The following is a 12,714-nucleotide window of genomic DNA, read 5'->3' as shown; positions in this document are numbered from 1 at the left end:
CTTTCACTTTCGTTCAACGCAAACGAAAGTGATGCGACATCGCATGGCTATGCGCCGGCTCGGCGATCAGCACCGCAGGAGGCCCGCACCCGCAACTGCGGACGGAGCAGGACCTCGGCCAGCGGTGTCGAGGGGTCGGACAGCCGGCGGACCGCCAGGTCGAGGGCCCACGCCCCCACGGCCTGCTTGGGAGGGGCCACCGCGGTGAGCGGGACCTCGCTCAGCTCGGCGACCTCGTCGTCGTAGGTGACGAGGGCCAGATCCTCCGGTACGCGCATCCCCCGTGCGCGCAGCAGCCCGACGAGGGCGATGGCGTCGATGTCGTTGTGCACCAGCGCCGCCCGGATCTCGCCGGACTCCACCGCCTGTACGACCCGCTCGAAGCGCTCGTCGGCCGGAATCTCGTCACCGGTGGTGGTGATGCGGTACTCCGGTCCGGGCGTCAGCCCGATCGCCTGCACGGCGTCCGCGTACCCCGCGCTGAGCAGCGGGGTATTGGGGCTCTCCGCCCTGGCGACCAGGGCCACCTTGTCGTGGCCGAGTCCGGCGAGGTGGCGTACCGCCAGTGCCGCGCCGTACGCGTGATCGGAGGCCACCTGCTCCAGCCCGCCGGCCCGCAGCCCCGCCCGGCGCTCCACCAGGACGGCCGGTACCTCGAGGGTGCTCAACCACTGCTCGGTCTCGTCCGAGGGGCGTAGGCCCGGATGCAGCATCAGCAGCAAGCTGTCGACGCCCCCGGCCACGAGCTGGCGGACCTGTTCCTGGTTCTCCTGCAGCGATTCGCCCGAGACGGCCAGAACGACGCGGACTCCGAGGGGGCGGGCCGCGTTCTGGACGCCGCGGATCACCTCCGCGTAGTAGTAGCCGCCCGGAGGCACCACGAGCCCGACGGCACAGTGCTCCGCGCTCGGTGCCGGGCTGCGGGCGGGGGTGGCACTGGCGGTCGGGGCGGCCGCCTCGGCCGGGGCCAGCGCTTTCGCCCCTCCGTGCACCCGCGTCAGCAGACCCCGGCCGGCGAGCTCCCGCACGTCCTGGCGCAAGGTGACGGCGGAGACGCCCATCTCCGCCGCCAGCTCCGTCACCGAGATCGAACCCTCGCGCTCCACCGCACGGAGAATCGCCTCACGCCGCTCGTCAGCCAACACCTTCGGTTCCCCTCTCGATAACGAGTGAGCCGTCCACCTTCACTCGATTACCGAAAGATATCAATCAAGGGCGCGTGTCGGCTTGTCGACGGCCTTTTGCGTGGTGACCTTCAGAACGCCGCCCTGTCGTCGACCTGCACGAGGTTGTGGTCGCGGAGGGTGTAGAGCAGGCCGTCGTGGGCGTTGACGTGCGGGCCGCTGTACCAGGCGCCGTTGATGCCGGCGACGACGGTGCTCACGGCGAAGGTCTTCGGATGGATGCGGAAAAGCGTGGTGTCCGAGACCCCGTAGACCGCGCCGCGGTTGGTGACCATTGCGGCGAAGCCGGTGCAGACGCTCCTGACGTCGGCGGTGTGCGCGATCCTCCGCGTCCTCAGGTCTATGACGAACAGCGTGCCGTTCCTGGTGAGTCCGAAGAGGTGCGGGCCCTGCACGGCGAGTGCCGCCACCCCCGCCGGCTGCTGCGTCTCGATGCGCCACTGCTCCCGGCCGGTGACCGGGTCGACGGCGACGACGGTACCGCGTGGTCCCGTGCTGGTGGCGTTGTCACCACCGAGGAAGGCGACGCCGTCCCGGTTGGCCACCGCCCGCACCATCTGGACGTCGTCGATCGGGTTGACGTAGGAGGCCGATCTCCCGGTCGCCGGGTCGTAGGTCCACAGGGCGCCGCCGCCCTCGGTGTCCGACTGGACCCCGACGAGGAGCAGCGCGTTGACCGGATCCCACGAGGTGTCCAGCGGCCGGTTCTGCTCCCTGGGGAACCCCGCGGCCTGCTGCGGCTGCCGTCCGCCGGCGGGGTCGTACCGCCAGATTCCCTGCGCGTCGTACTGGCCCGTGTAGAGGACCCCCTGGATCACCTCGGCGTCTTTGGCCTCGCCGGGGGCCTGCAGGTTGAGCACCTGACCGGTCCTCATGTCGTGCCGGGCGACGGTGCCGTTGCCGCCGACGTAGACGTAACCGCCGCCGGCCGCGATGCCCATGGCCGCTTGCGCGCCGGCGGACGCGCCCGCCTCGCCGAGGTCGGTGACGGCGCAGGTGCGGGCGGACAGATCGATCTCGGCGACGAAGCCGTAGCCCGACACGACCTCCAGCTTCCCGTCGACGCAGTCCAGACCCCAGATCTCACCGAGATCCGGTCCCGTGAAGGCCAGCGGGGAGAGCGTCCGGTCCGCGGTCGAGTAGGTCTGCACACCGGCCTCGGTGGCGAAGTAGATCCGGTCCGCGTCGGCGGTGAACGTCTTGACGGTGGTGCCCTGCGTGGGCACCACCACGGAGGAGGAGAGGTCCGCGAGGTCCAGCACCGCGAACTTGGCGGGATCGACGCCGCCGGAGGTGCCCACCACCAAGTGCTCGCCGATGACGGCCAGTTCCCGCAGGCTCGGGTCCTGCTCCATCTCCTTGGGCACGACCGAGGTGAACGTCCGCTTGGCCCGGTCGTAGGCGAACAGCGACGCCCTGCTCGCGCCGCCCCCGCCGGCGAGGACGCTGCCGGCACCGAAGAAGACGGTGGACTGCGTGGCCGCGACCGCCCTGGCGAGGGTCGCGTTCGGATCGGGCACCCCCAGGTTGGTGACGGCGCCGGTCGCCGGGTCGTACTCCCACAGCGCGGGCGCCTTCCCCGGCAGGCCGCCCACCGCGTAGACGGTGCCGTCGGGGGCGACCGCCAGGTCACGGATGTCCCGGTCCTCGGTCCTGCCGACGGCCACGGCCGGCTGGTCCGGTGTCGTGAGGTCCCACCGGAAGAGGTTGGGTCCGCCCTGGTCGGCCTTGAGCAGCACGCCGATGTAGAGGTACCGGCCGGTGGGGTCCGCCGCCAGCGCCTGGATGGACGGCTCGGGCTCGGCGGCGAGTTCGGTGTGCGAGACCACCGTGCGGCTCGGCAGATGGAACCCGATCACCCGGGCGGGGTCGAGGTTGCGCGACCCGATGTAGACGGTGTCGCCGACCAGAGTCCCGCTCATCAGCGAGAACTGGACCAGGCCCGGGCCCAGATCGGTCACCGTCGTTCTTTGCGGCGCGCCGGCCGCGGCCTGCGCCCGCGGGACGAGGAGGGAAGTGGCGGCCGCTGCCAGCCCGAACGCGCCGCCGGCCTGCAGCAGTCGGCGTCTGCTCAGGGAAGCTTCGTCAGTCATGGGGTACTCCTTCGAGGGGTGGAGGGAGGGGCTGCCGTCACGGCAGGTCGAAGATGCGGATGTCGTCGTGCTCGACGATCCGCGTGGGTACGTCACCTGCGGCCAGCGACTCGGAGGGCCGGTAGAGCCCCCACTTGAGGTAGCCGTGGTCGGCCGGGTTCTCCGGCTGGTAGGTGACGACGTTCTGGTACGAGGCGGCCGGAACGTATCCGCACGCTCCGGGAAGCTGCACGGACACCGTGAAGTAGCCCGTCGAGTCGGTGGTCCAGCGCGCGTCGACGCGGAAGTTCATCCACGCGTTGATGTAGGGGCGGAAGTCCGGCACGACCGTTGTCTGCTGGTTGAGGTGCGGCGACCGGAACGCGATCGCGTTGCGCTTGGTCATGAGGTAGAACGCCGGGGGATTCCCGCCCGCGTACTTGCCCTGGAAGATGATGTCGCCGGTCTCGCTGTCGCCCGGCGCGTACGGCTGCCAGTCCTTCAGCAGCACGCTGAACTCGTAGCGCTGCGTGTCACCCACGGTGAACTGCCCGTTCTTGCACAGGTCCGTCGCGCTCTCGCTGCGCGGTGCGCCGTTCGACACGTAGCCCGGATCGTCGAGCGTCACCTTGTGCTCGATGGCGTACGCACTCGCGTGACCCGGCTGCGCGACCGAGGAGGCGTCCGGTGCGGTCGCGTGCGTGGTGGTCAGGCAGGCGAGCCCCGAGTTCAGGGTGCCGCTCTCGTAGTTCACGTCCAGAAGCTCCGTGGCGGCCCGGGCGTGCACCGGGCCGGGCCGCGCGGGCTCCGTCGCGGTGGCTCCGTGGGCCTGGGACGCCAGGACCGGGATCAGTAGCGCTGCCGCACACAAGGACGCAGACACCTTGCGAAGCTTGACCATGTCACTCCTCGAGGTCACGGGAACCTTGCAGGCCGGGTCCGGGCGGCCGCCGCACCTTCCCGGCCGCGTCGGCTCCGAGCGACCGCGGATGGTAGGCACTTGTGCACGTTGAGTGACGGTCCACGTCACCCCGCGATGCATGCGCAGCCAGCCGGTAGAGCGAAACCACTCGGCGTACATCGATGCCGAGCGCGCTTCGAGCATGCTGGCACGTTCCGAGTGATATCGAAAGACTGATGACCAGAGTTCGTCGGATCGACGGCAGCGTTGCCTTGCTACGCCTGCCATCTGCTGATCTGTGGAACAGGCGGTGGCTGACCCCGGGTCTCAGCTCCACCCGCCGTCGTTTCGATCGATGACAACGATTTCGTATGATGAGTGGGAGAGGGCCTGCGCCGCGGCGTTCCGGACCTCAGCCGGTGGTGGACCCGGCGGTGAACATCCGCGCCAGAACGGCGTACGCGGCGCCGCGGCTGTGGGTCGAAGCACTGGTCTGCAAGCGGTTCCCGGGACGCAACGCGCTGCTCTGGGCCATCGTCGCCACGCTGATGGTGCCCGTGCGGGCCACCTTGATCCCGACGTTCATCCTCGTCTCCCGCATGGGCGGCGCGAACACTCTGTGGGGACTGACCGCCCCGGGCGGGCAAGCGCCTGCCCACCGAGGCGGAAGGGGAGTACGCGGCGCGCGGCGGGTTGGTGCTGCACGCTGTCCGTGGGGGGACGAGCACGAGCCGGGCGGCCGCCGCCGTATGAACGTCTGGCAGGGGGAGTTCACCGCGCGGAACACGAGCGCCGACGGACACCTCGGCACGGTGCCCGCCGACGCCTACGAACCCAACGGGTTCGGCCTCCACGGCATGTGCGGCAACGTGTGGGAGTCGAGTCCGAAGCCGGCCCCGGCCTCAGCCGGCGTTCTTCGTCTCCCGCGGCGTCACGATCTCGGCGCCCTGAACCGCACAACGAGGTTGCGGGGGCAGCCAGGTGAGTGCCAGGAGTGCCGCGTCGTCGCGTCCTGCGATGTCGCTGTAGGCGCGGGCGTCTTCCTGCAGCCACTCCAGGAGCGCGTCGGGGCGGGGGCGGTCCCGCAGCCGTGCGGTCAGGCGGCTGTTCAGCGGGTAGAAGTCGCCCAGCGCGTCGCGGGCCTCGGTAATGCCGTCGGTGAACATCAGCACGGTGTCGCCGTGGCGGAGTTGGAGGTCGGTGGCGGGAGGGAGGGCGTCGTCATCGGCCGTCGGCAGCCCGCGCAGGCCGAGCGGGAGTCCCGGCGTGGCGGGAACGTCGAGGACGGCCCCTCCGCGCAGGATGAGCGGCGCCGGATGCCCGCAGACCAGGGCCCGGGCCAGGCCGTCGCGGCCGAACTCGATCAGCAGTGCCGTCACGAACGCCTCCTCGTCGGAGCGGTGGCGCCGGAGGCTGACCTCGAGCTGCGTGGCCAGGGCAGGGAGCGTGGGGCGGTCGTAGGCGGCCTCGTTGAAGGAGCCGAGCACCGCGGCGGTCGTGGCCACCGCGTCGAGCCCCTTGCCGCGGACGTCGCCGATCAGCGCGCGCACGCCGAAGTGAGTGTCCGCGACGCCGTAGAGGTCGCCCCCGATCCGGGCGAACTGCGCGGCCGCGCGGTAACTGGCGGCGATCTCGTACGGACCGATGCTCGGCGGTGGCGGGCGCAGCACCGCACGCTGGGTCGCCTCCGCCGCGGAAGTGACGTCCGACAGACGCGCGATGACGCGTCGCCGGCGGATCACCACGAAGCAGCCCACGCCTGTGACGGCGACGATCGCCGCCGTGGTCCCGATCGCTGGGGCGACCCGTCCGGGATCGAGGTTCAGGAACGCCCACCGCGTGGCCACGGCAAGTACGGCCGCACCGATGATCATCGGTGGACCGAAGTCCATGGCGATGAGAGCGGGCACGGCGACCAGCACGGCGGCGATGTGCACGTGGGGCGGTGTGCCGAGCTCCATCCCGATCACGAGGCCGTACAGCAACACGGCGCTCACCAGCGCCACGGCACGGGTGAGCCGGGCCGTTCGATCGACGGCCTCGTCGTCCCTCGTCGGCACCAGCCGTCCTCCTCGGGGCGCAGCCGCCCACCCTGTGCGGGAACTCCACGCCGCGCGGGGATGGCGCTCCGCGCGCGGGCCGAGCGTCCACGTTCTCCCATGCCAGGCGCTCGCGGGCCCCGCCGCGCCGGAGGTGGGCAGATCAGTCGCCCACCGGCAGCCGAGGAACCGGCCGAGGCCGAAACCGCGCGGACCGGCGCGCACCGAGCATCGTCGGCGATGAGGTACCGCCGCCGCCCCACCTGCGGCGGCTGGGGGCAGACCCCCACGCGGAGCCTGGCGGCAGCCGCCACCGAGCAGTGGCCCCGGCCTGTCCATCGTCCCGGAACGGGGCGAACCGCTCCTTATCGCGTGAGCGCAGTCGCCGACGGCTGGCCGCTGCGGCGCGCGTGCGTCATCCGCTCGCGGACCTCGCGCAGGGTTCGAGGGCGGTATCCGGGTCCGCCACAGCAGCTCTTGTGGAAGCCCACGCCCGCGTTGAACAGGACCGTGAGGGTCCGCCAGGCGGCGATGTCCCGCCGCCGCGGCGCCGCGAACGCTGAACCGGCGTGAATCATCGGCGCTGCACAGCGCGGACAGATTCGCTGCCTCGTCGGGTCGTACGGCTGCTTGAACGAGACCCGGCACGACAAGCAGACGTACGAGGTCTTCCCATGGCCCATGGACCCAGCCTAGAGGTGCACGCCAGCCGCCAGCCAACCGATTACACGCACAGAAGTGCTGGTCGGCGGCCGCGCGTGGGTCGGAACGGGCAGTCACAGCGGCCACCTGGCCAGGAGATCAGAAGTCGAACACCGACCAGCAGATGTCGTTGCGCAGCCGCTGGTCGTCGAGGACGAGGTCGCGGATCGCCTCCGGAAGCTGCTCGCGCTGCCACTGACACTCGAGTCGTCCCGCGGCCTCGCTCTCGTCGTCCGGCGCGGCGGCGCGTGCGGCCTTGATCGCGTAAGCGGCCGCGCCCAGCTCGTGCGCGGCGACGTGTGCGACGACTGCGGCCTGGCCGGCGGCGTAGGCGGCATGGCGTGCCGCGCCTCGCAGGTCCCGAGCCGCGCCCATGGCATGGCCGCCCGCCGCTCGGGCCTGCATCATCGTGACCTCGCCACGCACCCAGGCGCGGGCATGCTCGATGGCCTGGCGTGGCCGTGGGTCTCCGGGCCGAGCCGACTCGAAGAGGTCAAGGACGTGTTCCGCGCAAGCCGCCGCCCACAGGGCGAGGAGATGGTGATCCGCGTCCGTGAGTGTCCCGCCGCGGCGGATGGTCACGAAGCGAGGGTCCCTGATCTTCGGGAGGATCATGCTCGGCATTCTCTCCCGCCGGCATCCGCGCGACCACCTTCGCTCCGGCAGGACTCGCGGCCTTCCGCTCCTCGTTGGCAGTTCGGCCCACGCCAGGTCGTCGCTCACCGCGTGCTTCTTTCCATCGGACCGGGCGGGCCGCATCGCGGGCTCATCGTGGGAGGGGATGCGGGAGTTGGGAGGGGATGCGGGAGCTCCCGGGGCGCCCGCCATCGGCCGCGGGTGACGGCAGGTTCTGGCGCAGGGCCTTCTGCGGACGGCGGGGCAGCGAGCCCGAGCGGTAACCGCGGATCGTGTAGCGGCCGACGGCGATCAGCGGCACACGACGACGATGTTCCACGGCACCAGGCCGGGCAGCCACAACGGCGCCGCGCCTCCGATGAGCATGCCCAGTGGTTCGGTCAGCGCTCGGATCCCCGCTCCGGAAGTGGCGGCGCCTCGGCCACCGCCAGCGCCAACCGGGCGGCAGTCTCGGAGAGTTCACGTACCTCCACGGCGCATGCGGCACACTCGGCCACGTGGTGACAGAAGGCCGCCGCCTCGCGCTCGTCCACCGCGCCGACGGCGTACGCGCCGGTCAGCGTGTGCAGGTCGACGCCGGTCATGAGCCCACCCCCAGGCAGTTGTGGGAGCGTATGAGACCGTCCCGCAGCCGTGTCCTGACCGCGCCCAGCGCCACACCGAGGACCTAGGCGGTCTGCTGGTACGGGTAGCCGCGGTAGTACGCGAGCGTGACCGACTCGTGCTGCAGTTGGGTCAGTTGCTCCAGGAAGCGCCTCACCTGCTCGCGCTCCAGCCGCCGCTCGACCTGCTCGGTGACCTCGTCGAACGCCAGGGAGTGGTCCTCCCGCAGTGCCGCTTGGAACTCGCGGTCGGCGGACGCCAGCGCCGAGCGGACCCGGTCCACCGCGCGGCGGTGGGCCATCGTCATGATCCACGCCATGGCGCTGCCCTGCCGCGCGTCGAACCGGGCCGCGCACCGCCACGCCTCGGTCAGGACTTCCTGGGCGACCTCCTCCGACCGCGCCGGGTCCCTGACCACCCGCCGCGCCAGGCCCAGGACGGATCCGGCCACGGCGCTGCAGAGCGTCTCGAACGCCTCCTGGTCGCCCCGGGCCACGCTGTTGAGCAACCGCTCCAGTGGACCGGGGGACCGCTCTGGGGACGATCCGCGTTGTGCCGCGGCGCGCATGGACACCTCCTGGCTGACACGGCGGTGCTTACCCGCACTTCGGTGCCGCATGGTCCGCGGAGTGGTCCGACGCGAAAGCCAACCGCGTCGGCGGCGGCAGGACGGGTGTCGACGGTCCGCACCGCGGGACCGGGGACGGCATCAGCGGTCTCCTGAGCGTCCAGGAGAAGCCAGCGGCGAGGTCTTCTCCGCGTCGGGGCCGCGCGCGGTGCCGTGGCGGGGGACCAGGAGTACGGCACCGGCCGAGGCGGCGACGCAGAGCGCGGCGAGGTCCGCGGTGACGCCGATACCGGCCTGCTGGCCGAGGGCCGCGCCTGCGAGCATGCCCGCGAGGGTGGCTGATGCCTGGAGCATGCCGTAGGCGGAACTGACGCGTCCGAGCAGCGCGTCGGGGGTGCGCCGGGTGAGGTAGGTGTCGACGGTGACCAGGAAGCACACGGCCGGCGGCCCGATCAGGACGAACAGCGCCAGGGCCCACGCGCTGTCGTGGGTGTTGAAGGTGACGGCGAAGACCGCACTCAGCACGGCCAGGCTGCTGATCATGACGGTCCGGTCGGACAGATGTGCGGCGGCGGCCCGGCTGAGCGGGGCTCCCGCAAGGTAGCCGACGCCCAGCGCGGCGAACAGCCATCCCAGGGTGCCGGCGCCGGCATGCAGGACCGAGCCGGTGTAAGGCACGAGCAGTGCGGTCAGGGCCGCGTTGCCGAGGAGGAAGATCGAGGCTGCGGCGAACACGGCGGGCAGACCGGCGGTCGTGCGCAGATGCGTCGCGCCGGCTCGCAGGTCGTCCGTGAACCGCCGCACCGCCGCGACCTCCTGGCGTGGTGAGGACGCCGGCGCGGTCCGGTGACGGATCGCGGTGATCAGGACGGCGGAGGCGACGTAGCTGGCGGCGTCCAGAGCCACGACCGTGCGGAAGCCGGCCAGCGCGTAGAGGGCGCCCCCGGCGGGACCGCCGACGAGCCGGACGATGCCGCCGACGAGCGCTGTCACGGAGTTCGCCGCACTCAGGTCCGGACCGCGCCCGACCAGCGCCGGGACGAGGGCTCGCCGGGCGGGGCCGAAGAACTGGCCGAAGCCGGCCTCGCCGGTCAGCGCGACGTAGATGAGCCAGACCTGGCCGGGGCGGTCGACGAGGAGCATGACGCCGACGGCTCCGGCCCGTAACAGGTCGGTGGTGAGCATCGTCCGGCGACGGTCCCAGCGGTCGGCGAACACCCCGGCGATCGGGCCGAGAAGAAGTGCGGGAAGGGTCTGGGCGGCCAACGTCAAGCCGGTGGCGAGCGTCGATCCCGTCAGGCGCAGCACGAAGTAGGGCGCGGCGACCAGCAGCAGCCAATCCCCCGCGCTGGACAGGAGATCCGCGGCCGCCACCAGTCGGAAGTCGCGCAGTCGCAGGACGTCGAACACGACGGTCCCTCCCCCTCCGGCGGCCCCGCATGCGCCGCCGGTGAGCGGCGCGGGAACGCACGTGTTAGCACTCTCCATGCGAGAGTGCTAACACGGGAGTATCAGCCGGCCCTGCTGTCCGGCAAGAGGTGCACGCCGTCCGATGGCGGGCCACGGCGGCGTCCGCCCGGGGACGGGGGCGGCTTCTGGGCGCGCCCCGGGTGTCCGGCGCGACGACCGGTTGTCGTTGGCGCGGTCAGCGGGGGAGGGGGCCGGTGCGGGCGATGAGGGCGTGGTGGGACATGGCGGCGGCCAGAGCGCGAGCCCGCGCCATGGACGGGGCTGCCGGCTCGTTGTCCGCCCGGTCGGGCGCGGCGGGTACGGCGGCCGCACCCGCTCCGGCGATTGCGGGCGTGCGGGCAGGAGTTGCGCCGCCAAGGTGGTCGCCGCGTGCCGGGCCTGGCTGTTCTTGACGGCGTTCGCCGGCGTCGTGGCGACCGTCAGGTGCTCCGCGGCTTCCTCGTGGTCGTCGGCGGCCATGAGCGCCTCGGCGAGTGCCAGTAGAGGGTGGACGAGGTACCACGACCCGTCACCGACCCCGCTCCTGCGGCGGTTCGCGGCACTGGCCGTCCAGCGGCGGTACGTCGAGCGTTCGAAGGCCGCCCGGGCGGTCACTTCCTGCTCTCGCGCCACGTGGCCCAGATGTAGAAGAGCTGGAGTCGGCGGCGCCACCCCACAACGCCGACCGCTGCCGCTATCAGCGCGGCGATCGTCACCTTTTTTGCCCCAGCCATGTCCGCCCCTTCCGTCGCGTGCAGGCTACCGGCCGGAAGAACGCCATGCAGCTCTCGACCCTGGCACATGGCAGCGTCCCGGGCTCCGGGCCGGAACGTGGCACGCGCAGCGCGCTGTTCGGCGCCCACGGCGGTCGCCTCCGCCGCGCCTTCGTCATGGCCGCGCCATCGTCACGGCCGCGCAGTCCACCACCACGGCACTCGCCGTCCGACCCCGAGCCCCGCTCCGGGACCCTGTAGGCCCCCTGTTCTTGTCATGTACAACGTTGTAATCTCGTGGCTTGCGCCCACGTGACCAGACGTCAGCCCCATCGCATGGAGGTAGTCGTGCGCCCGTCCGGCCCGTCTCCGCACCCCGTGAGATCACTGGCAGCAGTGTTGTTCGCGATGCTGCTCGCCGCCCTGTGTTGCGTGGCCCTCACGCCCGCGCGCGCTCACGCGGCCACCGGCACGTTCCGCAATCCGCTGGGCACCAGCCCCGACCCGTACATGACCTACTACCAGGGGAACTACTATCTCGCCGCCACCGAGGGCGACGCCGTGCGCATCGCCAAGGCACCCACCCTCGGCGATCTGCTGACCGCGCCCCGCACCACCGTGTGGCAGGACACCGACACCTCGCGCAACCAGCAGGTGTGGGCGCCGTCGTTCTACCTGATCGACGGCCACTGGTACATCTACTACACCGCCGACGACGGCGTCGACGACCACCACCGCCTGTACGTGATCGAGTCCTCCGGCACCGATCCCCTCGGCCCGTACCACTTCAAGGGCGAACTCCAGCCGCCGAACGCGCCCGACGTGTGGGCGATCGATCCGGTGCTGCTGCGGCAAGGCAACGGGCATCTGTACGTCCTGTGGTCGGGCGCCGGGACGGAGGGCCACAACCTCATCTACATCGCACCGATGTCCAACCCCTGGACGATCTCCGGCAACCGTGTCTACCTGCCCACCGCCGGCGGCTGCTCCACCATCCGCGAGGCGCCCTCGATCCTCCAGCACAACGGCACCACCTTCCTGGTGTACTCCGCGTGCGACACCGGGCTTCCCGACTACCAACTGTGGATGCAGTCCCTCCGCGGTTCCGCGAACCCGCTGGAGCCGGGCAACTGGACCCAGCACCAGGGCGCGGTCTTCTCCCGCAACGACTCCGCCGGCGTGTGGGGCCCGGGTTCCAACGGCTTCTTCAAGAGCCCCGACGGCACGCAGGACTGGATCGTCTACCACGCCAAGAACACCTCGGCCTACACCTACAACGGCCGCACCACGCGGGCCCAGCAGATCCACTGGAACGCCGACGGCACACCCGACTTCGGCACCCCGCTGGCTGCCGGAGCCACCCAGGACCTTCCCTCTGGCGACCCCGGCGGCGGCCCGTACTGGATCAACGACACCAACACCACCAGCGGGGACGGCTCGGTGGCGTACACCGGCAACTGGAACTCCGGGTCGGGCTGCGGCGTGCAGTGCTTCTGGGGCAACGACCACTGGAGCGCCGAGGCCGGCGCCACCGCGACCTGGACGTTCACCGGCACGAGGATCGCGCTGCTGTCGGTGCGCGACACCGGCAACGGCATCGCCGCCATCTCGGTGGACGGCGGCGCCGAGACGACCCGCGACTACTACGGCGCGATCCGCATGGGCGAGCAGCTGACCTATGTCAGCCCCGAACTTCCCTACGGGCGCCATACGGTGACAGTCCGCGTCACCGGCACGAAGAACGCCTCCTCCGGCGCCGCGTACATCTCCGTCGACCGCGCCGAGGTCTACTCCAACTGACCGTCCCACGACCTGGGCCCCTGCGAAGGGGGCCCAGGTCCTTCCCG

General features: G+C 71.5%; 10 protein-coding genes and 3 pseudogenes. 2 read left to right on the top strand and 11 right to left on the bottom strand.

The features are described from left to right. Positions 1 to 47 precede the first annotated feature (47 nt). The 4 genes from ACH4TG_RS21220 to ACH4TG_RS21205 all read right to left on the bottom strand — a co-directional run bounded on the left by ACH4TG_RS21220 (position 48) and on the right by ACH4TG_RS21205 (position 4,743). Complete coding sequence (locus ACH4TG_RS21220) at positions 48 to 1,145, bottom strand: substrate-binding domain-containing protein (protein ID WP_398243945.1); 1,098 nt, start codon at positions 1,143 to 1,145, stop codon at positions 48 to 50. A gap of 110 nt (positions 1,146 to 1,255) precedes the next feature. After that, the gene (locus tag ACH4TG_RS21215; RefSeq protein WP_398243943.1) at positions 1,256 to 3,277 is read right to left on the bottom strand and encodes a PQQ-binding-like beta-propeller repeat protein; all 2,022 of its coding nucleotides are present in this window, start codon (positions 3,275 to 3,277) and stop codon (positions 1,256 to 1,258) included. Positions 3,278 to 3,314: 37 nt separating this feature from the next. After that, on the bottom strand, positions 3,315 to 4,157 hold the full coding sequence (locus ACH4TG_RS21210) for a heparin lyase I family protein (RefSeq protein ID WP_398243941.1): 843 nt from the start codon (positions 4,155 to 4,157) through the stop codon (positions 3,315 to 3,317). 412 nt (positions 4,158 to 4,569) lie between these two features. Then, complete coding sequence (locus ACH4TG_RS21205; protein ID WP_398243940.1) at positions 4,570 to 4,743, bottom strand: hypothetical protein; 174 nt, start codon at positions 4,741 to 4,743, stop codon at positions 4,570 to 4,572. A 53-nt stretch (positions 4,744 to 4,796) separates the two neighbouring features. On the opposite strand from ACH4TG_RS21205, the pseudogene ACH4TG_RS21200 reads away from it, so the two are divergent. Further along, positions 4,797 to 5,035 (top strand): annotated as a pseudogene (locus ACH4TG_RS21200) (SUMF1/EgtB/PvdO family nonheme iron enzyme); the annotation flags it as partial. Positions 5,036 to 5,059: 24 nt separating this feature from the next. Here the strand turns inward: ACH4TG_RS21200 and ACH4TG_RS21195 are convergent. The 7 genes and pseudogenes from ACH4TG_RS21195 to ACH4TG_RS21165 form a co-directional block, all read right to left on the bottom strand. After that, positions 5,060 to 6,217 (bottom strand): PP2C family protein-serine/threonine phosphatase, encoded by a 1,158-nt coding sequence (locus tag ACH4TG_RS21195; protein WP_398243939.1) that lies wholly within the window; start codon positions 6,215 to 6,217, stop codon positions 5,060 to 5,062. 344 nt (positions 6,218 to 6,561) lie between these two features. Further along, complete coding sequence (locus ACH4TG_RS21190) at positions 6,562 to 6,879, bottom strand: deoxyxylulose-5-phosphate synthase (protein ID WP_398243938.1); 318 nt, start codon at positions 6,877 to 6,879, stop codon at positions 6,562 to 6,564. 118 nt (positions 6,880 to 6,997) lie between these two features. Beyond that, complete coding sequence (locus tag ACH4TG_RS21185; protein ID WP_398243937.1) at positions 6,998 to 7,513, bottom strand: putative immunity protein; 516 nt, start codon at positions 7,511 to 7,513, stop codon at positions 6,998 to 7,000. A gap of 428 nt (positions 7,514 to 7,941) precedes the next feature. Further along, positions 7,942 to 8,118 (bottom strand): annotated as a pseudogene (locus tag ACH4TG_RS21180) (zf-HC2 domain-containing protein); the annotation flags it as partial. Next, a pseudogene (gene sigK / locus ACH4TG_RS21175) lies at positions 8,115 to 8,705 on the bottom strand (ECF RNA polymerase sigma factor SigK). The pseudogenes ACH4TG_RS21180 and sigK, both read right to left, overlap by 4 nt. A 141-nt stretch (positions 8,706 to 8,846) precedes the next feature. Beyond that, positions 8,847 to 10,115, bottom strand: a complete 1,269-nt coding sequence (locus ACH4TG_RS21170) for an MFS transporter (RefSeq protein ID WP_398243936.1) — start codon at positions 10,113 to 10,115, stop codon at positions 8,847 to 8,849. Between the two features lie 650 nt (positions 10,116 to 10,765). Beyond that, positions 10,766 to 10,888, bottom strand: coding sequence for a hypothetical protein (locus ACH4TG_RS21165; protein WP_398243935.1), 123 nt, complete (start codon positions 10,886 to 10,888; stop codon positions 10,766 to 10,768). A gap of 387 nt (positions 10,889 to 11,275) precedes the next feature. On the opposite strand from ACH4TG_RS21165, the gene ACH4TG_RS21160 reads away from it, so the two are divergent. After that, positions 11,276 to 12,667 (top strand): glycoside hydrolase family 43 protein, encoded by a 1,392-nt coding sequence (locus ACH4TG_RS21160; RefSeq protein WP_398244061.1) that lies wholly within the window; start codon positions 11,276 to 11,278, stop codon positions 12,665 to 12,667. The last annotated feature ends 47 nt before the right edge of the window (positions 12,668 to 12,714 follow it).

This window comes from Streptomyces sp. NPDC020917 (genome assembly GCF_044333795.1).
Lineage (GTDB): Bacteria > Actinomycetota > Actinomycetes > Streptomycetales > Streptomycetaceae > Actinacidiphila.
Note: the sequence above shows the minus strand (reverse complement) of the source record. Positions and strands in the feature narration are given on the sequence as shown.